The sequence below is a fragment of the Pseudomonas syringae pv. tagetis genome (assembly GCF_022557255.1).
Taxonomy (GTDB): domain Bacteria; phylum Pseudomonadota; class Gammaproteobacteria; order Pseudomonadales; family Pseudomonadaceae; genus Aquipseudomonas; species Aquipseudomonas caricapapayae.
In genome coordinates, this window is the sequence record NZ_CP092923.1 from 1,004,594 (window position 1) to 1,029,513 (window position 24,920).

General features: G+C 55.2%; 19 protein-coding genes. 12 read left to right on the forward strand and 7 right to left on the reverse strand.

The window, feature by feature from the left end; translation table 11 throughout:
* Positions 1-609: 609 nt before the first annotated feature.
* Positions 610-1,635 carry a methyl-accepting chemotaxis protein gene (locus MME58_RS27735; protein WP_411741102.1) on the forward strand — a complete coding sequence of 342 codons (1,026 nt, stop codon included), beginning with the start codon at positions 610-612 and terminating at the stop codon, positions 1,633-1,635.
* Positions 1,636-1,695: 60 nt separating this feature from the next.
* Here the strand turns inward: MME58_RS27735 and MME58_RS04485 are convergent, their stop codons facing one another.
* From MME58_RS04485 to gmd, 3 genes are all read right to left on the reverse strand, one after another.
* On the reverse strand, positions 1,696-2,808 hold the full coding sequence (locus MME58_RS04485) for a glycosyltransferase family 4 protein (protein WP_082427437.1): 1,113 nt from the start codon (positions 2,806-2,808) through the stop codon (positions 1,696-1,698).
* A 115-nt stretch (positions 2,809-2,923) separates the two neighbouring features.
* Entirely contained in the window at positions 2,924-3,820 is an 897-nt protein-coding gene (locus MME58_RS04490) for a GDP-mannose 4,6-dehydratase (protein WP_054984476.1), read from the reverse strand.
* Complete coding sequence (gene gmd / locus MME58_RS04495; protein WP_054984475.1) at positions 3,820-4,851, reverse strand: GDP-mannose 4,6-dehydratase; 1,032 nt, start codon at positions 4,849-4,851, stop codon at positions 3,820-3,822. Before gmd ends, MME58_RS04490 begins: the two co-directional genes overlap by 1 nt.
* A 531-nt stretch (positions 4,852-5,382) precedes the next feature.
* Here gmd and MME58_RS04500 point away from each other — a divergent pair.
* The 11 genes from MME58_RS04500 (at position 5,383) to MME58_RS04550 (ending at position 19,754) form a co-directional block, all read left to right on the forward strand.
* Positions 5,383-6,177 carry an ABC transporter permease gene (locus MME58_RS04500; RefSeq protein ID WP_055006087.1) on the forward strand — a complete coding sequence of 265 codons (795 nt, stop codon included), beginning with the start codon at positions 5,383-5,385 and terminating at the stop codon, positions 6,175-6,177.
* Positions 6,174-7,391: an ABC transporter ATP-binding protein gene (locus MME58_RS04505; RefSeq protein ID WP_055006088.1), complete on the forward strand. Its 1,218-nt coding sequence runs from the start codon at positions 6,174-6,176 to the stop codon at positions 7,389-7,391. The genes MME58_RS04500 and MME58_RS04505 overlap by 4 nt, the downstream gene beginning before the upstream one ends.
* Positions 7,388-9,031: a class I SAM-dependent methyltransferase gene (locus MME58_RS04510; protein WP_055006089.1), complete on the forward strand. Its 1,644-nt coding sequence runs from the start codon at positions 7,388-7,390 to the stop codon at positions 9,029-9,031. The genes MME58_RS04505 and MME58_RS04510 overlap by 4 nt, the downstream gene beginning before the upstream one ends.
* Positions 9,031-11,520 (forward strand): glycosyltransferase family 4 protein, encoded by a 2,490-nt coding sequence (locus MME58_RS04515; RefSeq protein WP_055006090.1) that lies wholly within the window; start codon positions 9,031-9,033, stop codon positions 11,518-11,520. Before MME58_RS04510 ends, MME58_RS04515 begins: the two co-directional genes overlap by 1 nt.
* A gap of 278 nt (positions 11,521-11,798) precedes the next feature.
* Positions 11,799-12,881, forward strand: coding sequence for a CDP-glucose 4,6-dehydratase (rfbG, locus tag MME58_RS04520; RefSeq protein ID WP_055006091.1), 1,083 nt, complete (start codon positions 11,799-11,801; stop codon positions 12,879-12,881).
* On the forward strand, positions 12,878-13,690 hold the full coding sequence (locus MME58_RS04525) for an NAD-dependent epimerase/dehydratase family protein (RefSeq protein ID WP_055006092.1): 813 nt from the start codon (positions 12,878-12,880) through the stop codon (positions 13,688-13,690). Before rfbG ends, MME58_RS04525 begins: the two co-directional genes overlap by 4 nt.
* 14 nt (positions 13,691-13,704) lie before the next feature.
* Positions 13,705-14,679 (forward strand): glycosyltransferase family 2 protein, encoded by a 975-nt coding sequence (locus MME58_RS04530; protein ID WP_055006093.1) that lies wholly within the window; start codon positions 13,705-13,707, stop codon positions 14,677-14,679.
* A 9-nt stretch (positions 14,680-14,688) separates the two neighbouring features.
* Entirely contained in the window at positions 14,689-15,456 is a 768-nt protein-coding gene (gene rfbF, locus MME58_RS04535; protein ID WP_055006094.1) for a glucose-1-phosphate cytidylyltransferase, read from the forward strand.
* On the forward strand, positions 15,437-16,471 hold the full coding sequence (locus MME58_RS04540; RefSeq protein WP_055006095.1) for a lysylphosphatidylglycerol synthase transmembrane domain-containing protein: 1,035 nt from the start codon (positions 15,437-15,439) through the stop codon (positions 16,469-16,471). The genes rfbF and MME58_RS04540 overlap by 20 nt, the downstream gene beginning before the upstream one ends.
* A 30-nt stretch (positions 16,472-16,501) precedes the next feature.
* A complete protein-coding gene (locus MME58_RS04545; RefSeq protein WP_055006096.1) occupies positions 16,502-17,803 on the forward strand; it encodes an NAD(P)/FAD-dependent oxidoreductase in 1,302 nt (433 codons plus the stop codon).
* A 28-nt stretch (positions 17,804-17,831) separates the two neighbouring features.
* The gene (locus MME58_RS04550; protein WP_055006097.1) at positions 17,832-19,754 is read left to right on the forward strand and encodes a hypothetical protein; all 1,923 of its coding nucleotides are present in this window, start codon (positions 17,832-17,834) and stop codon (positions 19,752-19,754) included.
* Between the two features lie 76 nt (positions 19,755-19,830).
* On the opposite strand, the gene MME58_RS04555 is transcribed toward MME58_RS04550, so the two are convergent.
* The 4 genes from MME58_RS04555 to rfbB form a co-directional block, all read right to left on the reverse strand.
* A complete protein-coding gene (locus MME58_RS04555; RefSeq protein ID WP_233590944.1) occupies positions 19,831-21,753 on the reverse strand; it encodes a hypothetical protein in 1,923 nt (640 codons plus the stop codon).
* 251 nt (positions 21,754-22,004) lie between these two features.
* On the reverse strand, positions 22,005-22,886 hold the full coding sequence (rfbA, locus tag MME58_RS04560) for a glucose-1-phosphate thymidylyltransferase RfbA (protein WP_055006098.1): 882 nt from the start codon (positions 22,884-22,886) through the stop codon (positions 22,005-22,007).
* 8 nt (positions 22,887-22,894) lie between these two features.
* Entirely contained in the window at positions 22,895-23,800 is a 906-nt protein-coding gene (rfbD, locus tag MME58_RS04565; protein WP_055006099.1) for a dTDP-4-dehydrorhamnose reductase, read from the reverse strand.
* Positions 23,797-24,897, reverse strand: a complete 1,101-nt coding sequence (gene rfbB / locus MME58_RS04570) for a dTDP-glucose 4,6-dehydratase (RefSeq protein ID WP_055006100.1) — start codon at positions 24,895-24,897, stop codon at positions 23,797-23,799. Before rfbB ends, rfbD begins: the two co-directional genes overlap by 4 nt.
* Positions 24,898-24,920 lie beyond the last annotated feature (23 nt).

Consider the following 24,920-nt stretch of genomic DNA (forward strand, 5'->3'; position numbering starts at 1 on the left):
GATACTGCGTCATTGCGCACGGTTGGCTGGTGGCCTGATGGTTATGACCGGTTCACCACAGTGCTGAACCTGGTTCAGGCGCTGCGCGAACAGATCGCAATGGACAGCGGGTTGATTCTTGACCCTTGGCTTGAAACTTACATGCTCATGCAACTTTCTACCCAGCAGGTGCCTGACCTGATCGAGCGTATCGGTCGCCTGTCGAGCGTCGGGCAGACGTCAGTAGCCGCGGGCCAGTTCAGCTTGCAGAGCCGACTGCAGATGCGCGATCTTCGCGGCCGTATCGATGATTCCAAGGACCAGATGCAAAAGGCTGCCAGCCTGCTGCTCTCCAAACTCCCCGAACAGTTGCAACCTTGGGCCGACAAGTACGCAGCGGTCAAACAAGTGCTGGAGACCGAGCTGAAGGTTCTTGACGACGGCGTTTTCGGCGGCAGCATCAAACTCAAACCGGAAGAGTTCGAAAAGAGCATTGATACCCTGACCGGCAGTACGTCGGATCTGCGCAGGCAATCGCTCGAAGCGCTCAATGGACGCCTCGATTATTACCATGAAACCTCCAATATGGAGTTCATTCCGCTGGCGTTCATCTTTTGTGTGCTGGTGGTCATGGCGATCTATCTGTTTGCCTGTCTGCAATCTTCAATTCGCAACAGCGCCCGCGGCATTACCACGCTGGCTGAGTCCCTGCGTGACGGCAATCTATGTGTCGAAGTGGCCGTGCAGGGGCGTGACGAGCTTGCCGCCATCAGCAGGGCACTCAATGTTGCGGTCGTGCAGTTACGTACAAGCCTGCTGGGCGTCAACCAAGAGACCGTACGCGTCGGCGACGCCGTGCTGACTCTGAATGCTCAGTCCAGCGGGACGCTGACCGAAGTCGAGGACCAGCAACAGCAGATCAGCCAGATTGCGGCGGCGGCCACTGAGCTGGCGGCCACTTCCCAGGGTGTTGCCAGAAGCTGTGAACAGGCCTCCGAAAGTGCAAGGCAGACCCGCCGCATTGCCGAGCAAAGCAGCCAGGACAGCCAGCGCACCACCGACAGTATCCAGCAGCTCAACCAGCGTCTGACCGATACCGCCGCGGCGCTGGGCAGGGTCAGTGATCAGGGCCAGCAGATTCAATCGGTGGTGGACGCCATTCGCGGCATCGCCGAACAGACCAACCTGCTGGCGCTCAACGCGGCCATCGAGGCGGCGCGGGCGGGTGAGCAAGGGCGCGGGTTCGCGGTGGTTGCCGACGAAGTGCGCAGCCTGTCGCAACGTACTCAGGCTTCGACCGCTCAGATTGCCGGCACGGTCGACAGCTTGCGCTCCACCGTGACTCAGGCGGTTAACCTGATGGAGGCGGCCTGCGGACAAGCGGTCAACGACGCACAATCGGTAACCGGTCTGGGCATCCGACTGGGCGAAATCGCTACGGCAGTGCAGGGCGTTACCGATACGCTGGCGCAGATATCGACGGCGGTGGAAGAGCAGGCATCGACTGCCGACGAAGTCAGCAGCAACATCCAGCAGGTCGATCAGGCAGCCGGGCGCTTGCTGGAAGGTGCACGAGCGGTCAATCAGGCGGCGGATACGTTGAGTCAGGGCAGTCGGGCGTTGAACGACAATACAGCGCGGTTTCGCTTGGCGTGAGGCGTTGCTGTTGATGGAAAGCCCTGGTGATGGGGCTTTCCATCAACGGATGGTGGATATTCACTTCAGCAGGTCGTGGTAAACCTGCACGGTCGATGCGCACATTCGTTCAGCGGTGAACAGCTGCTCAAACCTTGCCAGCGCGTTCTCTCCGAAACCGGCGGCTTCATCCGGGGATTCCCACAAGCGGCGCATCGCTTCGCGCAATGCCGGCGGATTTTCCGGTGGCACTGCCAGCCCGGTGTCTTCATCGATATTCACATAGGTCGTGCCCGTGCCGATCTCGCAAGAAATCATTGGCTTGCCGTACATCGCGGCCTCGAGCAACGAGATGCCGAATGCTTCCGAGCGTAGATGCGAAGGGAACACCAGCGCGTAACACATCTGCAGCAGGCATGCCTTGTCTTCATCGTCCAGCCGGCCGAGAAACAGGACATTGCGCAACTGGAGTTTTTCGGCCTGTTCCTTGAGTTCTGCTTCCTGAGGCCCGCCACCCAGGATCACTACCGGGTAATCGACGCCCTCCAGAGCGCTGAGCAACGTATGCAGGCCTTTGTAGTAGCGCAGCACGCCGACGAACAGAAAGAACTTGCCGGGCACACGCTGCTGCCATTCTGCTCGTTTGTGCGCCGGTACCACCGGATAAGCCGACTGATCCAGCCCGTAAGGAACGACCACGGTCTTGTCAGCGAAAGGCTTCAGGGTTTCGCTGGTCCGCAAGTAATTGGGCGAGGCCACCAGAATGCGGTCCATGCGTTTGAGAAACTGGTTCATCAACGGGCTATAGAGCTTTAGAAGCGTGCGTTGCTTGATGATGTCCGAGTGATAACTGAGCACCGTTGGCCGGCCATGACGGGTGGCGAAATGCACCAGATCCATCAGCGGCCAAGGGAAATGAAAATGAACCAGATCGGCTTCCGCGGCCATTTCCCTGAACTGACTGAAGACGCTTGCAGAAAAGCCCGTGGACGCCAGATTGAAGTTTTCCTTCACGCGCGTGACCTGGTGGTCTGCGACCTGCAGGCGAGCGGGGGAGGGGGATGGGCTCAGCGTCAGCACCTGGCTTTCTACATCCAACGCACGGCAGCCCTGAGCAAGCTGGAAAATGACCTGCTCTATCCCGCCGGTAGTGTCCGGGTAGTAGGTTTTGAAGAAGTGAAGAACCTTGATCATTGTTTGCCTGATTCAGTCATGCGTGCTGAGTCTTTCACCACGGGCTTTAGAGGGTGTTTAAAAAGGAAAGGCCTGTCTACAGGGTAGACAGGCCTTATTTGTAACTGCCAGCCGTTCAACCGGCAGGCAACATCCAGCTCAGGGTTTCGCGAAGCGGCGGCGTCTCCCAGTCGTGGACCAGTGCTCGCAGACGAGCATTGTTCCCGCACAGGGTCTTGACCTCATTGGCCCGGACAAACGCAGGGTTCACCTGAACGTCGATATCCTGACCAGTGATTTCCCGGCACATGTCGATCACTTCGCGCAGCGAGTGCGTCACGCCGGAGCTGACGTTGATCGTCTGCCCCACCGGACGGGCTTCCAGCAGGCCCCGGTAGGCGCTGACAACCGCACGTACATCGCTGAAATCACGCCACACATCAAGGTTGCCCAGCTCGATGGTGCTGGCCTTGCGTGCGAAGTGCGAAACGATCTTGGGCAGCAGAAAGTTTTCTGCCTGCCCGACGCCGGTGTAGTTGAACGGCCTGGCGATGACGATAGGCAACCTGGTTTGCCAGAGGCTCGCCATGTATTCCATCGCCAGTTTGCTCACGGCATAGTCGTTGGCCGGTGCGGGCGGAGTCGTCTCATCCAGCATGCCGGATGAAGCATTGCCGTAGACATTGGCGCTGCTTGCCAGCAACACACAGTCAGGCACCTTGCCGCAGGCATCAATCGCCTCGAGCAGGTTGCGGGTACCGATCAGGTTGACCTGATAGAAAGCATCCGCTGCTCCATGCCCGACGAACGCCAGTGCTGCGAGGTGCACGACGATATCCGGCTGAGTGTCTGCCAGCAGCTTGCGAAGACCTGCCACGTCTGCCAGATCCACCTGGTAGTAGCCGGGACTGTCAGAAGGCTGACTGCCGACGCCAAGGACTTCACAGCCCTGGGCGGCAAGCTCGTTCGCCATGAAACGGCCTGTAAAGCCGTTGATTCCGGTGATCAGTGCGCGCTTGCCGGCAATACTCATCAGAACGAAAAGCCTTTTTCATTACGACGCAGATCCGCTTCAACCATCATGCGGCACAGCTCTTCCAGGTTGGTCTTCGGCTCCCAGCCCAGGACATCCTTGGCTTTTGCAGGGTTACCGATCAGCAGTTCCACTTCGGTAGGGCGGTAGAACTTCGGATTGACCGAAACCAGCACTTTGCCAGTGGCAGCACAAATGCCTTTTTCCGACTCGGCTTCGCCTTCCCACTTGATGGTCACGCCTGTGGCCTTGAACGCCATGCTCACGAAGTCGCGTACGGTTTCAGTGCGATTGGTGGCCAGTACAAAGGTGTCCGGTTCGTCAGCCTGCAGCATGCGCCACATGCCTTCGACGTATTCCTTGGCAAAACCCCAGTCGCGCTTGGCATCCATGTTGCCGAGTTCGAACGACTCGATCAGGCCCAGTTTGATCTTGGCAACCGAATCGGTGATCTTGCGGGTCACGAACTCACGGCCGCGCAGTGGCGACTCGTGGTTGAACAGGATGCCGCTGGTGGCAAAGATGTTGTACGACTCACGGTAGTTGATGGTCATCCAGTGAGCGTAAAGCTTGGCCACGCCGTACGGGCTGCGAGGGTAGAACGGAGTGCTTTCTACTTGCGGGATCGCCTGAACCTTGCCGAACATCTCGGAAGTCGATGCCTGATAGAAGCGGATCTTGGTGTTGACGATACGGATGGCTTCCAGCAGGTTGACAGCGCCGATGCCGGTGATTTCGGCAGTGGTCAGCGGCTGTTCGAACGACACACCCACAAAGCTTTGTGCCGCAAGGTTGTAAACCTCGGTAGCGCCAGTGGTTTGCAGCAAGCGAATGCTGGCAGACAGGTCAGTCAGGTCATACTCGACGAGATGCAGATTAGGATTGTTCTGGATCCCGAGCTCTTCTATACGCCAGAAATTGACGGAGCTGGTACGGCGGTAGGTGCCGTAAACGGTATAGCCTTTTTCGAGCAGCAGCTCAGCCAGGTAAGCGCCGTCTTGACCAGTAATGCCGGTAATGATTGCTTTCATGCTAGATTTTTTAACTCCATCAAAGATCGGGTGCCCCAGATTATTCACGGGGGGCTAGTGCTGTATTCGAGGCGTGCCATGATACAGGTTAGCAAGCGTGTAGACGACTGTTGCACCCATTTGTGTGGCAGATATTATGCCGATTCGGGGACCGATGGGCGCCTGCGCCAGGGCTGTGCCGCGATTAGCAATGTGGCGATAAGGCATCATCGCGCCCGGTCCACTCGTCGACGTCTATAAGTGCACGCCTGCGGACGTGTTCTGCAATCTCCTGATTTTTATGTGGATTTCATGATTTTCTTGCAGTGCCATTGATGAATAATTCGTCTGTAAAGCGCCGATTTAAAGACTAAACGGTGACTATTCCAGCGAAGGCGATATAGTGCGCCCCCAGAAACCTTTTTCTGCTTTTTGCGTTTCGTCGCCTGTTAAAACCAGCGTCCCGCGCACTGCGGCAGGGCCTTGTGTATTGATTGCACGAAACAGGAACACTCAGGGTAAGCGCGACTTCACCCTTTTCAGGAGTCATCAATGTTGGAGCTGTTCAGAAGCCTTTGGGGTTACCGGGGATTCGTCTTTTCATCTATACGCAATGAGTTTTCCGCACGTTTCGCCCGCAGCCGCCTGGGTGGCCTGTGGATGATCATCAACCCGCTGGCACAGGTTGCGATCTACGCGCTGGTTCTGTCCAACGTGCTGGCGGCCAAACTGCCCGGCATTGACAACAAGTATGCGTATGCGGTCTACCTGATGGCCGGCATGCTGGCCTGGAGCTATTTTTCAGAGATCATCGGTCGTTGCCTGACGCTGTTCATCGATCAGGGCAACTTGATGAAGAAGATGCGCTTTCCGCGCATTACATTGCCGGTGATTGTCGCGGGCTCATGCCTGCTCAACTATGTCCTGTTGTTTGCGGCGATCCTGCTGGTCTTCGCTGCGTTGGGGCAATGGCCGCACTGGCAAATGCTCTGGCTGATCCCGCTGACCCTTGTGGTCACGGCGCTGGCGGTAGGTCTCGGACTGATTCTGGGTGTACTGAACGTCTTCGTGCGCGATGTCGGTCAGGTCATCCCGATCCTGCTGCAGGTCTGGTTCTGGTTCACCCCTATCGTGTACCCGCTCAACATCATCCCCGAGCAGTTCAAGAGCGTCATGGGCATCAATCCCATGTTCCCGATCGTCAGCGCCTATCACGATGTGCTGGTTTATGCGCGAGCACCTGATCTGCAAAGCATGGCCGTCACTTCGGCGGTTGCGGTGGGCCTGATGCTGTTGGGGCTGTTCATGTTTCGCCGCGCAGCACCGGAAATGGTGGACGTACTATGAGCCTGTTGATTGTCAAGAACCTGGGCAAGGCCTATCGCGTCTACGCGTCCGAGTTTCAGCGCATAGGGCGCTGGTTCGGAATCAGCACCAAACCCAAGGAAGAGCACTGGGTCCTCAAGCACGTCAATTTCTCGATTCAGGCTGGCGAGGCCATTGGTATCGTCGGGCAGAACGGCGCGGGCAAATCGACTCTGCTGAAAATGATCACCGGTACATTGCAGCCCACTGAAGGCAATGTGCAGGTCAATGGACGTATCGCCGCGATTCTTGAGCTGGGCATGGGCTTTACCCCTGACCTTACAGGTCGTCAGAACGTGTACCACGCTGCGGGCCTCATGGGCTTCAACGCTGACCGTATTGACGAAGTCATCAAGGAAATCGAAGCGTTTGCCGAAATCGGCACCTACTTTGACGAGCCGGTGCGCACCTATTCCAGCGGCATGCAAATGCGCGTGGCGTTTGCCGTGGCCACCGCGATCAGACCTGAAATCCTCATCGTCGACGAAGCATTGTCGGTGGGGGACAGCTATTTCCAGCATAAAAGCTTTGATCGCATTCGCGAGTTTCAGCAGCAGGGCACGACGCTGCTTATCGTTTCGCACGACCGCGGCTCGATTCAGGCCCTGTGCAATCGGGCAATCCTGCTTGAAAAGGGCACCGTCATAAAAGACGGCAAACCTGAAGAAGTCATGGATTTCTATAACGCACTGATCGCTGAAAAAGAGAATGCAACGGTTCAACTGCGCGAACTGGAAGATGGTTCGGTACAGACGCGGTCTGGCAGCGGCGAAGCGACAATAGGCCCGGTAAGCCTGCACAACGCGGCCGGTGAGCGCATTGAATATGTGCCCGTCGGCGAGCCTGTTTCCCTGCGCATCAATGCCCAGGTCAACAGTGCCATTCCTGAGCTGGTAGTAGGGTATCTGATCAAGGACCGACTGGGTCAGCCCGTGTATGGCACAAATACCCATCATATGGGTTGCAAGGTCAGCGACCTGCAGCCGGGTGAATCGCTGGATTACGCTTTCAACTTTACTGCCAATCTTGGGCCGGGTTCGTATTCGGTTGCCGTGGCACTGCATACTACCGACAGTCATCTATCACGCAATTATGAATGGGTGGATTTAACGCTCGTGTTTAATGTAGTCAATATTTCCCAAAGCGAGTTTGTCGGTATGGCCTGGTTGCCACCGCAGGTGGAGTGCAGCCGATGAGTATTCCATTTTATCGTGCTTTTGAAGACCGCTATCGCGGCTCTCGTGAACTCATTCATGAGCGCCAGCAGGTTTACATACCGTTCCTTGAGCCGTTGAAGCAACTGTACCCGGAACGCCTGGCGCTGGATCTGGGGTGCGGTCGCGGGGAATGGCTGGAAATCCTGATTCAGAACGGGTTTCAGGCGCAGGGTATAGATCTGGACACGGGCATGCTCGAGGCCTGCAAGGCTTTAGGGCTACCGGTTGAAAACATTGACGCGCTGGAAAAACTGAAAGGTTTGCCAGATGAAAGCCTGACCGTAGTATCGGGCTTTCATCTCGCTGAGCACATTCCATTTGGCGATCTGAAAGTGCTGGTAGCCGAGGCACTTCGTGTGCTCAAGCCTGCCGGGCTGCTGATTCTGGAGACGCCTAACTCTGAAAATCTGGTGGTCGGCACGCAGACGTTCTATCTGGACCCTACGCATAACTGCCCTATACCGCACCTGCTATTGAGTTTTCTGGCTGAGTACTCTCAGTTCAGCCGTACCCAGTTGCTTCGCCTTCAAGAGTCGGCCGAGCTCGCAGAGGGTGGTCCCGTCGATTTGTTCAGCGTGCTGCACGGCGTGAGTCCGGATTACGCGATTGTTGCGCAAAAAGGTGCACCGCCTGAGCAACTGGATAAATTCGATACTGTCTTCGGTCGAGAATATGGCCTTTCGCTCGAGTCGTTGTCGCGTCGTTACGACGCCCAGGTGGCTGGCTGGGTAGAGCAAACCCATGCGTCCAATGCTGAATTGCGTGAGCAGCACGTAGGATTGCATCAGCAACATGTTGAGTTGCGTGAGCAATATACCGAGGTACGTGAGCAATACGCCGAGGTTCGTGAGCAACTGAATCAGGTTATGCAACACGGTCAGTACCTCGAGACCGCTGTGCGTGCACTGGAAGAAAACGACGATCTGGAAACCCAGATACGCGAGGCGACGCTACGTGCAGAGCTGGCCGAGTCACGCTTTCACAATGTTCAGTTGCACCAGGAGGCTGCTCAGCTTCGAGCCCGTGACTCCGAAGTACGCTTGGGTCAGGCGCTTTCAGCGCTGCAGCATGTTCAAACACAGCTAGACGAGTTACAACATGGCGCAACTGCCAACAAGACATCTGCTGCGCAAGCCGAGCACCAGGAACTACATGACCTTCATGTTCGCCTGAACGATTCGCTAATCAACGCGCACAATTGGTGGCTCAAAGCGACTGCTTACGAAGCGCATATCGCTCAACTTGAGAACAGTAAATCGTGGCGCCTCACCCGGCCATTACGCCGTTCTGCCAAGCTTACCGGCACAGCAGCAAGGTTGCCGATGAGTGTGGCCAGGCGCGTTACGCGCTCTGTGCTGGCTCGTTCCTTGCGTTTTGTTTTGAACAGGCCTGGCCTGCGGACCCGTTTGGCCAACAAGGCCCGCTCATACCCCAACCTGTTCAACAGCGTCAGGCAGTTTGCCTTGCGTCATGGGATTATTCAGCCTCAACCTCATGAAGTGAGCCCTGTTATATCGGCAACAGAGGCATCTGATGATGGTTTTCCGACTGCAAGCCCAAGAGTGGCGCGTGTCTATTCTGATTTGAAGCTGGCTTTTGAGCGCAAGGAAAACCGTTAATGCGTATCGTCATTGATCTACAAGGCGCTCAGTCTGAAAGTCGCTTTCGCGGTATTGGTCGCTACTCTCTTTCCTTGGCGCAAGCCATGGCGCGTAATGCTGGCGAGCATGAAATCTGGCTAGCACTCAACAATTGCATGTCGGAGAGTATTCCCGACATCAGGGCCGCGTTTTCCGGGCTTATTCCAGAAAGCCGAATCCGCATATTTGATATGCCCAGCGATGCTAATCCCACGCCTTGGGTAGCGCGGGCATCCGAAGTGGTGCGTGAATCCTTTCTGGCCACGCTCAAGCCAGACGTCGTATTGGTAAGCAGCCTGTTTGAAGGCTACTGGGCCAACGCGGTAACGTCAGTTGGCGCCATCCCTGCGGCGTATCAGACTGCCGTCATTCTTTATGATCTGATTCCGTTCATGAATGAAGACGTCTATCTGCCTACTGTGGAGCTTAAGGACTACTACCATCGCAAAATAGACTGGTTGAAAAAAACCGACACGTTATTGGCCATTTCCGACTCATCGCGTCAGGAGGCGGTTACTCACCTGGGCATTGACCGCGCACGTATAGCCAACATATCGGCGGCCATTGGCGAGCAGTTTATTCCCGATGAAGTTAACCTGACCAAAAGCTCAGCGATGCTTGAGCGCCTTGGCGTCAAGTCCGAATTCATCCTGTACGCACCTGGTGGCTTTGATCCGCGGAAGAACTTCGCGCGGTTGCTTGAGGCTTATAGCACCTTGCCCGACGCCTTGAAGGCCCGTCATCAGTTGGTTATCGCCAGTAAGCTGCATGCTCAGCAGAGAATGGAGCTGCTCGCTTTTGCAGAGCAATACGGAGTCAAATCTTCGGAACTGGTGCTCACCGGTTACGTCAATGACGCTGACCTGATTGCCCTGTATTCGCTGGCCAAACTGTTTGTTTTCCCGTCCACGCACGAAGGTTTCGGTCTTCCGGTGCTGGAAGCGATGGCATGCGGTGCCGCCGTTATCGGTTCCAACTGCAGCAGTGTTCCAGAAGTCATCGGCTTTGCCGACGCGTTGTTTGATCCGCTGTCGGTCAAGTCCATCGCGGGGAAAATGATCGAAGGCCTGGAAGACGAAGGCTTCCGTGCCAGATTGCTTGCCAATGCAGGAGAGCAGTGCACGAAGTTCTCTTGGGACGAATCAGCCAAGAAAGCCTTCGCCGCGCTTGAACTCAGGCATTCGCCGGTTACTGAGCAGGTGTCTGATCAAGCTGACCCCGCTGTCGAATTGCTGGAACGCCTGATTTCGCTTTCCGATACCGTCCCTACCGATATCGAGCTGTTCCAGATCGCGAAAAGCATCGCTTTCGATTTCGTAGGGGCCGAGCATCGGCAGCTGTTGCTCGACGTATCCAGTATTGTTCACAGTGATGCCAAGTCAGGCATTCAACGCGTTGTGCGAAGCCTGCTCCATGAGTTTCTGAACAAGCAGCCCGCAGGTCTCAACGTTCGTCCTATCTACTACGCGGACGGACAGTATTACTACGCCAACGCCTTCGCGTCGCGCATATACGCGGAGTTTCCCGAAGCGACCGACGCCATTATCGACTTTGCTCAGGATGACATTTATTTGTCCCTGGACTTGAACATGCATCTGGCGAGTCAACTTTATCCCCTGCACAGCCAGATGCGTCAGATGGGTGTGCAGGTCAGCTATATCGTCTATGACCTGCTGCTGTTTCACCGTCCTGACTGGTGGGTCGCACCGAACGCCGAGCTGTTCAACGACTGGCTGCAGAAGATCAGCATGGTCGCGAGCGACCTGATTTGCATATCAGGCGCGGTTGCAGACGAACTCAGGCAATGGCTCGCGGACAACACAGACAAGTGTGCCGGCAACAAGCCGAATGTTAAAAGCTTCCACCTGGGCGCCGATATCGACAACAGCATGCCTTCAGCAGGTTTACCTGATGATGCATGGGACCTGTTGGCACGCTTGGCGCAAAAACCGAGCTTTCTGATGGTAAGCACCATTGAGCCGCGCAAGGGCCATGCACAGACACTGGCTGCTTTTGAAGCGCTGTGGGAGCAAGGCCAGGATATCAATCTGGTGATCGTCGGCAAAAGAGGCTGGCTTGTCGATGAACTTGTTGTGCGCCTCGAGAAACATCCTGAAAAGGACAACAGGCTTTTCTGGCTGGAAGGTATCAGCGACGAATACCTCGAAAAGATCTATTCGGCTTCGACTTGCCTGATAGCGGCATCAGAAGGTGAAGGATTTGGCCTGCCACTGATTGAAGCGGCTCAGCATCACATGCCGATGATCATTCGTGATCTTCCCGTGTTCAGGGAAATTGCCGGCGAGCATGCATTTTATTTTCAGGGCATGGGCGCTGACGACCTGGCTTCCGCAGTTCTGGCCTGGCTGCAGCTGTTTGACCTTGGCGAGCACCCTGCATCAGTAACAATGCCGTGGCTGACATGGGAAGAAAGTGCACAACAGCTTCTCGGCGAGATAACGAAATAATGCGAGAGGTGCCTTCCAGGTTGAATCCTGGATCGTTCACCTGTGAGCCGGGTGCTCAAAATGCGAATGACTGTTGCATCGGTGGCCTGGAAAGTCACCGTGACTTTTAGCATTGGCAAATTTCGACATCTTCCGGCGGGCTAGCGGGCACTTCCGTGCCCTTTATCTCCACAAAGCCGTGATAGCCATGTATTCTTGACGGCTGATTTTATTGTCCATGTCCCTGGTCGTTGTTGATCAGGGACGAGTTATTATCACAACACCGATGGCGTAGGAAAATGACATCCAGACTCAAGTTCGAAGACAGCCTGGCCGGGAAAAAGGTATTGGTCACCGGTCATACCGGGTTCACAGGGGGGTGGGCATGTCTTTGGCTAACGTCTATCGGTGCTGAGGTTGCGGGGTATTCGCTTGCCCCTGAAACCAGACCCTCTCTTTTTGAAGAGATCGGGCTGGAAAACGATGTCACCAGTGTGCTGGGTGACATCTGCGACTTCGAAAAACTGCTGCAGGCCGTTGAAGCTTTCCAGCCGGATTTGATCCTGCATTTGGCCGCTCAACCTCTCGTTCGCAGGTCCTACCGCGAGCCCGTGCAGACCTTCATGGTCAATGCTCAGGGAACGGCGCACGTTCTGGAGGCCGCACGGCTGGTGAAGAGCGTGCGCGGCGTGCTTTGTGTAACGACAGACAAAGTCTATAAAAACAACGAATGGGCATGGCCGTATCGTGAGAACGATCCGCTGGGTGGCAAAGATCCTTACAGCGCATCAAAAGCCGCTGCCGAGATGATTATCCAGAGCTATGCTGCCTCCTACCCGTTCTCCCAAGGGCTGGGACCTGCGGTTGCTACTGCCAGAGGCGGCAACATCATTGGGGGTGGCGATTGGTCCGAAGACCGTCTTATCCCTGACTTCGTGCGGGCCGTAAACGAAGGGCAAGTCATGACCCTGCGTTATCCCGATGCCACCCGGCCTTGGCAGCATGTTCTGGCGCTTGTTCACGGCTACCTCGTCATTCTCGCCGGACTGCTGTCCGAAAACCCGGCCCGGGTTGCCAAGGCATGGAACCTTGGCCCTCAAGAGCTGAAGCAGTACTCAGTCAGAGATGTTCTTGAGTTGATGAGTGCCGACTGGCAGCGTCCTAATCTTGAATTCATGGACAACCCGTTGCCTGAGGCGGGTGCGTTGGCTCTGGACAGTTCCATTGCGAGGAATCAGCTGAACTGGATTCCGGTATGGAACACAGAAGAGGTGGTAGAAAAAACAGCATCCTGGTACCGGGATTTCTACGCCAGCCCTGGATGTGCACGGGACATTACCCTCGCTCAAATCAATGGGTGGCGAGCGGGCATTCAGGAATGATCTTCATCATAGGCAGCCGCGGACGACTGGGACAGGCGATCGCCGGGCAGTATCCATCGGATCAAGTGGTTTGCGTTGATCGGGCTGTCTATGAGCGTTGGGCCGCACCTGATTCGCCAGCCGCGATTGCCGAGTACTTCTCGGCACAGGCGCCTGAAAGCTCTGTCGTGTACATCTGTTCCGGGTTGCTTGATCCTCGACTGCCTGCAACGCAGTTACACGACGTAAACTTTTTGCTGCCGCGAAATATTATTGCCGCTGTCGCCCCCTTGGGCACTCACGTCGTGACGTTCGGGACGGCAATGGAGCGCACGCCCGTATCGAATGCGTACGTGCAAAGCAAACTGATGCTGAGTCAGTTCGTCGAGAATGTTGTCGAGGGGCGCAAGCCGACGCACATACGTATCCATACACTTTACGGTGCTGCGGAACCCAGCCCTTTCATGTTTCTTGGGCAGATATTGAGCGCCCTGCGTGAGGGCACCCCTTTTGATATGACGCAGGGACGGCAATTGCGCGAGTACCACCATGTTATGGACGATGCGGCCGCCATCAGGTTTCTGGTGGACAATCATGTCGAGGGTGTCGTTGAGCTGAGTCATGGCAAGCCTGTCAGCCTCAGGGATTTGGCAGGGGCCATCTTCGAAGCGTTCGGTAAGTCTCATCTCCTCCGCCTGGGCGCATTGCCTGAGCCTGCCCAGGAAAACTTCGGTCATGTTTTTGAACGGCCGGATGTGCTGGAGGGGATGGTGTTTCGCGACTGCCTGGGTTCGGTGGTTGATTATATGAAAATGCAGATAAACGCCTGAGTGCAGAGTTCTTTATGGAAAATTTAACGTCAGGCAAGCGGCCACTGGTATCGATCTCGATCCCGGTGCTTAACGAGTCGGGAAACATCGAAGCCCTGTACCGTAGGCTGGACGCTCTTGCCACCAAGATGAAAGACCGTTGTGATCTGGAGTTTGTCTTTTCAGATAATCATTCGGATGACAATACGTGGGCGATGCTGGCAGAACTTGCGGCCAAAGATACAAGAGTAAAGGCAATACGTTTTTCCCGGAATTACGGTTTTCAGCGCTCTATTCTTGCCAATTACATGCACACGAAAGGCGATGCAGTGATGCAAATTGACGCCGACCTGCAAGACCCTCCCGAGATGCTCGAGGAGTTTTTTGCTCGCTGGCAGGAAGGCCATGAGGTTGTGTATGGCGTACGTCGCAAACGGCCAGAAGGCTGGCTGCTGAACAACTTCCGTCGATTGGGATACTGGGCAATCGACAAAGTCAGCGAACACCCTATTCCGCGTGACGTGGGCGACTTTCGACTGATCGACAGGAAAGTCGTCGACGTACTGCTGAAGACCAAGACGGCCAATCCTTATTTGAGGGGAATGATCGCCGGTATTGGCTTTAACCAGACGGGCATCCCATACGATCGGGATGCGCGTATCGCCGGCGAGAGCAAGTTTAACCTCAGTCGACTGCTTCAGCTGGGGCTCACCGCTGTTTTCAACCATTCAACGGTGCCGTTGCGCACGGCTTCGTTTGTCGGCGTGTTGATTCTGGCGGTCAGCGTGTTAGGCGCGCTGTATTATGTATTGCTGCGCCTGTTCCACCCTGAGTTGCCGCCCGGCCTGGCCAGTATTCATATTCTGGTGCTGTTCGGCATAGGACTGAACTCTTTTTTGTTGGGGATCATCGGTGAATACTTGCTGCGTATTTACCTTGTGCTGCGCGCAGACCCCATTGCAGTCATCCAGCAAAGTCTGAATTTCGAACATTCCGATCTCAAGTTATAAGGAGAAAGCATGAAAGCTGTAATTTTGGCCGGTGGCTTGGGAACTCGCATCGCGGAAGAATCGGACACCAAACCGAAGCCCATGGTGGAGATCGGCGGGAAGCCTTTGCTTTGGCACATCATGCGTTCGTACGCGAACCACGGCATCAAGGATTTTGTCATCTGCCTGGGTTATAAGGGCTATGTGATCAAGGAGTTTTTCTCCAACTACTATAACCACATGTCAGATATGACCATCGATCTTGCGACCGGGGATCAAAAAATTCTGAACAGCCAGGCCGAAGACTGGAAGATTACGCTGGTCGATACCGGTGCTGAAACCATGACCGGTGGCCGCCTCAAGCGCGTGGCGCCTTATTTGAACAACGAAACCTTCTGCCTCACGTACGGTGACGGCCTCTCAGATATTGATATCAGTGCAGAAATAGCATTTCACCGTCAACATGGAAAACTGGCAACGGTTGCTGCGGTGCAGCCGCCTGGACGTTTCGGCGTGCTCAATATCGATGCAGAGAACAACGTGTCCAGCTTTTCTGAAAAGCCGGCCGATGAAATCGGCTGGATCAATGGCGGGTTCTTTGTACTGGAACCGGAAGTTATCAAGTACATCGACGGCGACAGCATATCCTGGGAGCGTGAGCCGCTAACCAACCTTGCCAAAGATGGCCACCTGTGTGCCTTTCAGCATTCCGGCTTCTGGCAGCCGTGCGACACCTTGCGCGACAAGCGCGAACTGGAAGCTTTGTGGGCGACCAACAATGCCCCTTGGCGGATTTGAGACAGACATGACACAGACGCAGCAGACGAAAGAGAGGCGCTGGATAAAACACGTGATTGGCGGGGGCATAACGCTCATTTGCCTTATCGCAATTTTTCGTCTGGTGAAGTTTTCGGAGGTCATGGAGGCCCTTGAGCATTTCCAGTGGCGCTACCTGATACTGGGAGTTCTATCGCTCGCCTTCGGCTATTCCGTTCGTATCTTTCGATGGTCTGTAATGCTTTCGGCGACAGGTACCCGCGTAGGATTCAGGAACTGTGCGGCGCCTTTTCTGGGCGCTATCGCGCTCAACAATGTATTGCCGTTGCGGTTGGGCGACGTTGTGCGCGCGTTGGTATTTCCTTATGCCATGGGGGTTACCAAGACCGCAGCGACAACCAGTCTGGTGGTGGAGAGACTTATAGACCTGGTCACTCTGCTGGCCTGTCTGGCGCTCGGCGTACTTGCCATACAAACGGTGGAAGTGCCTCCGGCACTCCGCCAGACGGCTGTCGTTCTTGCCGTATTGGGCGGTATGGCGCTGACGATCGGATTTTTCTTTTCCGGCAGCTTCGCCCGCCTGTTTCATTCATTGGGGGGCAGTCAGTCAGAGCAGATCAAGCCCACCAGAGTGCAGCAGATATTTCACGCTGTCGGAGGACTTTTCGAGAGTTTCGAAGTGATGTCGCGTCCTCGCGTGCTTGGCGCGATGCTGGGGTTGTCAGTGCTTGTGTGGGCGGGTGAGGCAGGCTTGTTTTACTTTGCGTTGATGGGGCTGGGCCTGAGCGCGAGTCCTCTCATGGCCTTGCTGGTAATGGCAATCGCAACACTGTCCACCCTGGCACCTTCGTCACCCGGTTATGTAGGTCCGTTTCATCTCGCTGCTTTCACTGCAGTGACGCTCATTGGTGGTTCTGCGGCTCAAGCAGGCAGCTATGCGATAATTGTACATCTGGCCCTCTGGCTACCAACGACGATTGTTGGAGCATTGGCGATATGGTCGCGGCCTGCGCTATTCAAGGCAGCGCGGACATAACCATGAAAAACTCTATACTGGTAAATGTTAATGAATAACTATGATGTGGTGATTGTAGGGGCTGGTTTCACAGGCCTCACGGCTGCTTACGTGCTGTCAAAACAGGGCAAGCGAGTAAAAGTCATTGAAGCAGACTCCACACCCGGCGGTCTGGCCGGGATCTTCGAGTTCAATGATGGCGTCCGTGTAGAGAAGTTTTATCACCACTGGTTCAATAACGACGTCTTTGTGCCGGAGCTGGTCAAGGAGCTGGGGCTGGAAGGCGATGTCATTCTCCTCCCTACGCGAACCGGCATGTATTTCAATGGCAGAATGTGGAAACTTTCCACTCCCCTGGATTTGCTTCGCTTCAAGGCGCTGTCCCTGGTAGATCGCATACGTCTCGGGCTTCTTGTTTTTCAAGTGCGCCGTATCAAGGACTGGAAGACGATCGAACATCTGAGTATCCGCGAATGGCTGGAAGGCATGTGCGGCAAGTCAGTTTACAAAGTGGTCTGGGAGCCGCTGATCAACTCCAAGTTCTCCGTCTACGCAGAGGCCGTCAACGCCGTCTGGATGTGGAAAAAGCTGGTATTGCGCGGCAGCACGCGCAACGACAAGGGCGGCGAAGAGCTTGCTTACTTCAAGGGCGGTTTCGGACGCCTGGCGGAAGCGCTCGTGTCGGCAATTCGTGCGAATGGCAGTGAAGTGATTTTTAATTCCAAAGTCACCGGGCTGGTGACCGCAGGTAAACAAGTCACTGCCGTGACCACCGACGACGGTGACGTGGCAGGTAACAAGTTCCTGTTTACGCCTTCGTTTCCATTGATTGCGGACATGTTTCAGAACTCCGCAGACGATGCATGGCTGGCGAAATTGCGCAGGGTCAAATACCTGGGCAACATGTGCCTGGTGCTGCGCCTGAAGCACAGCCTGTCAGATACCTACTGGCTCAACGTCAATGACCCGGGCTTCCCGTTTGTGGGTGTTATCGAGCACACAAACTTTGACACGCCGGAAAATTACAAGGGCACTCACATCGCCTACCTGTCTCGCTACCTGGCCACTGAAGATCCGGTCTGGGGCTACAGTGATGATGAGTACCTTGATTTCGCCCTGTCACACCTGAAGCGGATGTTCCCTCATTTCGAGAAAGAGTGGGTTGTCGACTTCAAGGTCTGGCGCTCCGAGTATGCTCAGCCGGTGACCGAGCGTAATTACTCTCAGTACGTACCTGATGCCTCTACACCGTTCGATAATGCGTTGATTTCGACGATGGCTCAGATTTATCCAGAGGACCGGGGAACGAACTACGCGATTCGCGAAGGTCGTTTGATCGCCCAAAAGCTCTAACCGGAAAGGGATCGTCTGAGTGAATCGAATGCAACTATTACCGTCGCGATTGTTCTGCTACACGCTGCTGCTGGTAACAGGGTGGTTGCTGGTGTCACATATTGATGTGCTGAGAAGTCAATCCGTTGATCTGGCACATCACTATGCCTTGGCCTATCGGATAGCTGAAAACTTTAACCTGGTAAACTCAAACGATCCTACGCTGGGAGAGATGAATTACTACCCCAGGCTCAGCCATGTAATGGCTGCGATAGTCGGCTGGCCGCTGCACTCGACATTCCTGGGGCTGCAGGTCGTCTCTTTGCTGTCGCTGGCCGCCCTCTGGGGCGGCTTCATCTATATGCTGAACACGCTGCCCAGGCGTGTGGCGAGGGCTTCCACGTTAACGCTTGTTCTACTGCTTTTAGTCAATCGGTACGTCTTCCATTTCGACGTACACGGTGCGGAGATAGTCGGTAACTATTTTTACTCCCAATTAGTCGGTCAGGCCGTCGCTGTTCTTGGCATGGCTGTCGCTGTGTTTCTTGAGGTGCGCAGGGGCAGAGGCACGGCGTATGTCTTTTTGATCGGCGTCATCGCCCTCAACACGGGCGTTCATTTGCTGCCGACCCTGGAACTGCTTGGTTTATTGGCTGGCCTGGTACTGTTTAACGCCTACTCAGACTTTCTTGACAAGAAGCTCAGCGTTGCGGCTGCCGTAGCCAGCCTTCTGATTCCCGTTGTGGCCTTGGCGGGGGTTGTTTTAAATCCCGCCTTTTCTTCAATGAGAAAAATTTCAGAAAATGACGGCTCATTAAGCTTTTTCAATATTACCTATCCGACCGGCGTCGCGACGTTGTGTGTGCTGGGTATTATTCTTTCGCTGGTGCTGTTGATACTTCACGTCAAGAACAGGTCGATGCTGGGCTATCCGGCTGTAAAGTACCTTGCTATCTATGGTGGGGCGGTGTCTTGCCTCTGCCTGCTGCAAATGGTACTCGTCAAGTTTGGAATGGGCTCGGACTACGCTGTAAAGAAATATGTATTTGGCATCGTCAGCCATCTTTTTGTCTCGCTTGCGATTCTGTTGGGTTTTGCGTTTTGTCGTAAAACGACTGAGGATCCGGACACCTCGAACAGAGAGTCGTTGGTTCACGCTGCGTTTGTCGCCGTCAGCTTTTATGCTGTTTTCAACGCTTCAATACTGACGCTGGAATCATACGATCTCTCGGACCTGGTGCAGCTGGAGAAAAAACTGGACGCATTAGCGTTACAGTTACCGGCTACCGAGAATGGAGAAAATAACGTGGTGATCGGGCTGGAAGGCAGATCGCCCATTTTCGACTACCTGTTTTCTATCTCTATTTTCAAAACACAGAGAGAACTGGCGATATCGGATGTGCTCATCGCTAACGCGTTGCAGAACTACGCTAATTACAGTCACGTCATTACAACCAGCGGCGTCAAGAGGTATGACACGAAGGAATGCCGGACGTCCTCGGGTGCCGGTGTGTCAGTGGCCAGCGCACAATGTTTGTCGGAGCGGGCAAACGAGTCAAGCTACTGCCGCGGGCATGTCGACTTCTCAACAAATGGATTAGTTGATCCACGTAGGTTGAAGGGCTTTGGTTCAGCAGAAAATGCTGGGACATGGGTCGTAGGAAAAAGCGCCGAGCTTAACTGTATCGTCGACCCTCAGCCCCCAACGGTAATGATTATAGACTGGCGTCCGTTTGTGAGCCCTCAGCATCCCAAGCAAGCGGTGAAGGTACTCGTCAATGGTGTGGAGCAATACAGTTCGGTATTGACCAATCCGGCAGGTACGGCAACAGAAATTAAATTGCCGCCTCTGAGCAGCGATAAGATGGTTATCACATTTTCGACACCGGATTCGATCTCTCCCCAACAATTGGGTATGAGTGAAGATGCACGCTCCTTGAGTGTATTTGTGAGGGCTGTCACTTTTAAATGAAGCCGTGTTACGGTTAGTGCGAAATCAGTCCTATGTCGCCCGACAGTCACTTGCCGGGCGGTGTGGTTTTTTTCACTCACTGCTGCTCTAAAAGCTCAATTCCCAGACTGTTCAGTTGAACATACCCTTTCCCGGTAGACCATCCGCCCAATCCAAACGATAGCCTGAACGGTTTTCCATCCGAGTTGAAGTAGGCCGTGATGGGTTGGTGTGCAGCAGTGGCTTGTGTTATCGCATAGATCATGCCCTTGCCATGAAATGAAAGATGCCCTGCATTGCTGCCGGGTTTTTCAGAAAGGGCTGATGAATCCAGAGTCGCATGTAATCGGTACGCTCCCGCTGGCAGCGTCAGTTCCTGGGACACAAAACCGGCGTCAGTGAACGAATCGGAAGAGACGCGTAAACGTCCCTTGTCGAAAAGCGCCGTCCCGTATTGTTCGAATGTCAACGTATCGAGACTGACAACCGGCAATCCGTCGACCTTACCGATTTTCTCGTAATCGTTGATATCGACAACAATGCGATCATGTTGTTGGGTAAAACTTATCACGCACTGGGTAGGCTCTGTCGGAACGCGCCATCCAAATACAATCGACCAGAATGACGGCGTGATGCTAAAGGCTTGTCCACTTCGGTACGCCACGGACACTGCACCCATGACAGGCTCCCAGAGGGAGTGATTCATATTAATGGTTGGCGTGCCGGTGCAGCGATGCATGGCTTCTTCAAGATCTGTAGACAAGCGCGATATGTGCTGGTCCGGTGTTTTAGCGATGACAACAGACTGGGTCATCTGCTGGTAATGCGTGGCTATGAACACCAGACTGGCCAGGCTGCCTGATAAAGCAAGCGCGTTTTTTACACGCGTGCTCGGGGGCGTGCCGTTGATAAGCAGCAGGGCTTGCAGCACGATAAATATACTGATCATCGGGATGAATGTGATGCTGTGATGCAGAATGGGGCCTGCCATTTTTGATAACGCATACAGATAGGTTACAAGTTGAATCAGGATCAGGCAGCCCAGTATCAACGCAGGTTTGTTGTTGTTTCTCCGCGCCACCAGGGTACAGAGCATCGAGGCTGTGATGGCCAGTGATCCCAGATACAGTGACAAGCCTCCCGGCTGCTCTGCCCCATAACTCAACGTCGCCCCTCGCATGGGCTCTCCCATCAGAACGGCAAGCGCATGCGCGGCCTCGGGAAGTGTGTGATCAGCGCGAGGTCTTGATGTGAAGAATTCGAAAATTTTCGAGATGTTATGCAGCTCATGGAGGGGCGGTATCCATGTGATTGCGAATAAAAATGCGGCAGCCACCCATAACAGTATTTCCGTTCGCTCAGGCCTCTTGTTTAACATCGAGCCTGCCAATGTGCTCAGTCCCAGTATGGCAGCGGGCAGCCAGAATGCGATGTGCATTTGTGTGACACAACTCAGTGCCAATGCGAGCAGGGGGATGAAGTAACGGTGTTTCAGTATGACCGCAAGGGAAAGGCTTAGGGCAAACACCCAGGGGAATATTGTTGAATAAGGCAGAAGTACGTCGAGAAAAACCCTTGCCCCTAACGCGACGGATGAATAGAGGATTACTGTGGTCAGAAACAAAGCGGCCGTGTTTCTCTCGCTGATCCTTGACACTGCCCACGTGGATCCCGCAATGAAGCCCAGGTTATAGAGGAAGGTTCCCAGTATCAGACCTGCTTCCTTTTCGCCAAAAAGCCAGTACCAGGGAGCCAGCATGTAATAATTGAACGGGCCCGGATGCGCCCAGCCAAACCGCGACGATATGCCAATCTCCTGGCTAAACTGCGACGCGTGAAACATGTCTATTAAAAAGATGGCGTAATCGCTTTTCCAATATAGAATCTGATTGGGGCCGGTGAATAGATATATCACTATGGCCAGTGCCGTTGCCATAAATACAAAAATAGTGGCGTACGTGGCACAGGTCGAGATATTGAACCTCGGCTCATGGACATTCATTTTCTCAGGCGTCTCCATAAAGTATAGTCATGTCCACGTGGCCGCTTCACAGGCCTTTAAACAGCATAGGTCATGGCGGATTTTAAACTACATGGCGCTGCACTGCTTTTAGCCCCAGTGCCGCTCCGGGGGATGAGCCAAGCGTTTATCGTTGATAGTTGAAAGTTGCTCACGGTGGAAAGCTGCGTCTATCAACGCTGCTTTCCACCGTTGCGGGTGTTCAAGGCCTGCACGATCGTCGCGACGTCATGCCTGCGAGGAGGGGGGCATCAAAATATCTTTTCTTTGAGGACATTCCTCAAGTACTGGCCGTAGCCATTCTTGATCAGCGGCTGGGCAAGCTTTTCAAGCTGTGCCGCGTCGATCCAGCCTGCACGGTAGCAGATCTCCTCGGGGCAGGCGACTTTCAGGCCCTGGCGTTTTTCCAGCGTGGCGATGTACTGACCGGCTTCCAGCAGGCTGTCATGTGTACCGGTATCCAGCCAGGCGTAGCCACGGCCCATGATCTCGACGTGCAGCTGCTTTTGCTCCAGGTAAAGCATGTTGAGATCCGTGATCTCCAGCTCGCCGCGTGGGGAGGGCTTCAGTTGGCGGGCCAGGTCAACTACCTGATTGTCGTAGAAGTACAGGCCGGTAACGGCGTAGTTCGACTTGGCAACTTTGGGCTTCTCTTCCAGCGACAGCACTCGGCCGCTGTCGTCGAACTCGGCCACGCCATAACGCTCGGGATCCTGCACGTGATACGCGAAAACCGAGGCACCCGATTCGCGGTTGCTGGCATTGAGCAGCAGCGACTGGAAGTCATGGCCGTAGAAAATGTTGTCGCCCAACACCAGAGCCGATGCGTCGTTGCCGATGAAGTCTGCGCCGATGGTAAAGGCCTGAGCCAGGCCGTCGGGGCTTGGCTGCACTGCGTAGTTGAGGTTCAGGCCCCACTGGCTGCCGTCGCCCAGCAACTGCGAGAAGCGCGGCGTGTCCTGGGGGGTGGAGATGATCAGAATGTCACGGATCCCCGCCAGCAACAGCGTGCACAGCGGGTAGTAGATCATCGGCTTGTCGTACACCGGCAACAACTGTTTGGAGACAGAGAGCGTGGCCGGGTGCAAACGGGTACCCGAGCCACCAGCCAGAATGATTCCTTTACGAGCCATGAGAGTCCTTAGCGCTGAATTTCATCCAGCATGCGTTGTGCGCCTTGTTGCCAGGGCGGCATCTTCAATTGAAAAGCGGTTTCGAGTTTACCCAAAGCCAGCCGGGAATTGTGCGGACGCGGTGCCGGCAGTGGATAAGCTTCCGTAGGGATCGCGCCGATCTGGTCGGGCGATACTTTCAGTGCTGCGCCATTACGTGCGGCGTGCTCCAGAACGAACCGGGCAAAGCCGTGCCACGACGTTTCACCGGCTGCGGCCAGGTGATAGACGCCAGCCAGTGCCGTAGGGTTTTGATCGACGCGCACTCGATGCAGGATCTGCGCAGTCACGTCGGCGATCAACTCGGCACCGGTCGGTGCGCCGTATTGGTCTGCCACTACGTTCAACGACTCACGCTCGGCGGCCAGACGCAGCATGGTCTTGGCAAAGTTATGGCCGCGCGCCGCATACACCCAGCTGGTGCGCAGTACAAACGCCTTGGCACCGCTGGCCTTAATGGCTTGCTCGCCCATCAGTTTGCTACGGCCATAGACCGACAACGGGCCGGTAGCCCCGTCCTCGTGCCACTGCGCTTCGCCGCTGCCATCAAACACGTAGTCAGTGGAGTAATGAATCAGCCACGCGCCCAGCGCCGCAGCTTCCCGAGCGAGCACGCCGGGCGCTTCGCCGTTGATCAGCATCGCCAGATCCGGCTCGCTCTCAGCCTTGTCCACAGCGGTGTAGGCCGCAGCGTTGACGATCACATCAGGCGCCAGCGTACGAACCGTGGCAGTCAGGCGCTCCAGATCGGCAAGGTCTCCGCACAGGCCATCGGCACCCTGACGATCCAGCGCGATCACTTCGCCCAGCGGGGCCAGAGAGCGCTGCAGCTCCCAGCCAACCTGTCCGTTCTTGCCCAGCAGCAAAATTTTCATATGTCGCTGACCTCATACTGTTGCACGATCCAGTCACGGTAACTTCCATCCATGACACCCGTTACCCACGGCTGATTGGCCAGATACCATTCCACGGTCTTGCGAATACCTGTCTCGAACGTCTCCGCAGGTTTCCAGCCCAGCTCGCGTTCTATCTTGCGTGCATCAATAGCATAGCGGCGGTCATGCCCCGGGCGGTCGGTCACGTAGGTAATCAGCTCGGCGTAGGCGCTGACTGGCTGGCCCGTCTTCTGATTGATGACCTGACGCGTAGCGGCTGGGGCCAGTTCGTCGAGCAACGCGCAAAGCGTCTGCACGATATCGATATTGGCCTTCTCGTTCCAGCCGCCAATGTTATAGGTCTCGCCCAGCGCACCGGCTTCCAGAACACGGCGAATACCCGAGCAATGATCTTCGACGTACAACCAGTCGCGGATCTGCTGTCCATCACCATAGACGGGAAGCGCCTTGCCAGCCAACGCGTTGACGATCATCAGCGGAATAAGCTTTTCCGGAAAGTGGAACGGCCCGTAATTGTTCGAGCAGTTGGTGGTCAGCACCGGCATGCCGTAGGTGTGATGGTAGGAACGCACCAAGTGATCACTGGCAGCCTTACTGGCCGAGTAGGGGCTGTTCGGCAGGTAGGGCGTTGTTTCGGTAAAAGCCGGGTCGTTGGCGCCCAGCGTGCCATACACTTCATCAGTGGATACATGCAGGAAGCGAAATGCAGCCTTGTCTACCGAATCCAGGCCGTTCCAGTACGCACGGGCAGCTTCCAGCAAACGGAAGGTACCCATTACGTTGGTCTCGACAAACGCTTCCGGGCCGGTAATCGAGCGATCCACATGCGACTCTGCAGCGAAATGCACCACAGCCCGCGGACGATGCTCGGCAAAGAGCCGGCTCAACAGCTCGGCGTCACCGATGTTGCCGTGGATGAAGCGATGCTGCTCGTTGCCTTCCAGCGACTGCAGGTTGGCCAGGTTGCCGGCATAGGTCAGCGCGTCCAGGTTCAATACCGGCTCGTCATTGCGAGCGCACCATTGCAGAACGAAATTCGAACCGATGAAGCCGGCTCCGCCTGTGACTAGGATCATTGGGGGACTCTTGAATTAATGTT

What these genes read in the sequence shown, in the direction of transcription:
- MME58_RS27735 (WP_411741102.1), top strand. Translation starts at nt 610, where the DNA reads ATGGCGATCTATCTGTTTGCCTGTCTGCAATCTTCAATTCGCAACAGC.
- MME58_RS04485 (WP_082427437.1), bottom strand. Translation starts at nt 2,808, where the DNA reads ATGATCAAGGTTCTTCACTTCTTCAAAACCTACTACCCGGACACTACC.
- MME58_RS04490 (WP_054984476.1), bottom strand. Translation starts at nt 3,820, where the DNA reads ATGAGTATTGCCGGCAAGCGCGCACTGATCACCGGAATCAACGGCTTT.
- gmd (WP_054984475.1), bottom strand. Translation starts at nt 4,851, where the DNA reads ATGAAAGCAATCATTACCGGCATTACTGGTCAAGACGGCGCTTACCTG.
- MME58_RS04500 (WP_055006087.1), top strand. Translation starts at nt 5,383, where the DNA reads ATGTTGGAGCTGTTCAGAAGCCTTTGGGGTTACCGGGGATTCGTCTTT.
- MME58_RS04505 (WP_055006088.1), top strand. Translation starts at nt 6,174, where the DNA reads ATGAGCCTGTTGATTGTCAAGAACCTGGGCAAGGCCTATCGCGTCTAC.
- MME58_RS04510 (WP_055006089.1), top strand. Translation starts at nt 7,388, where the DNA reads ATGAGTATTCCATTTTATCGTGCTTTTGAAGACCGCTATCGCGGCTCT.
- MME58_RS04515 (WP_055006090.1), top strand. Translation starts at nt 9,031, where the DNA reads ATGCGTATCGTCATTGATCTACAAGGCGCTCAGTCTGAAAGTCGCTTT.
- rfbG (WP_055006091.1), top strand. Translation starts at nt 11,799, where the DNA reads ATGACATCCAGACTCAAGTTCGAAGACAGCCTGGCCGGGAAAAAGGTA.
- MME58_RS04525 (WP_055006092.1), top strand. Translation starts at nt 12,878, where the DNA reads ATGATCTTCATCATAGGCAGCCGCGGACGACTGGGACAGGCGATCGCC.
- MME58_RS04530 (WP_055006093.1), top strand. Translation starts at nt 13,705, where the DNA reads ATGGAAAATTTAACGTCAGGCAAGCGGCCACTGGTATCGATCTCGATC.
- rfbF (WP_055006094.1), top strand. Translation starts at nt 14,689, where the DNA reads ATGAAAGCTGTAATTTTGGCCGGTGGCTTGGGAACTCGCATCGCGGAA.
- MME58_RS04540 (WP_055006095.1), top strand. Translation starts at nt 15,437, where the DNA reads ATGCCCCTTGGCGGATTTGAGACAGACATGACACAGACGCAGCAGACG.
- MME58_RS04545 (WP_055006096.1), top strand. Translation starts at nt 16,502, where the DNA reads ATGAATAACTATGATGTGGTGATTGTAGGGGCTGGTTTCACAGGCCTC.
- MME58_RS04550 (WP_055006097.1), top strand. Translation starts at nt 17,832, where the DNA reads ATGCAACTATTACCGTCGCGATTGTTCTGCTACACGCTGCTGCTGGTA.
- MME58_RS04555 (WP_233590944.1), bottom strand. Translation starts at nt 21,753, where the DNA reads ATGGAGACGCCTGAGAAAATGAATGTCCATGAGCCGAGGTTCAATATC.
- rfbA (WP_055006098.1), bottom strand. Translation starts at nt 22,886, where the DNA reads ATGGCTCGTAAAGGAATCATTCTGGCTGGTGGCTCGGGTACCCGTTTG.
- rfbD (WP_055006099.1), bottom strand. Translation starts at nt 23,800, where the DNA reads ATGAAAATTTTGCTGCTGGGCAAGAACGGACAGGTTGGCTGGGAGCTG.
- rfbB (WP_055006100.1), bottom strand. Translation starts at nt 24,897, where the DNA reads ATGATCCTAGTCACAGGCGGAGCCGGCTTCATCGGTTCGAATTTCGTT.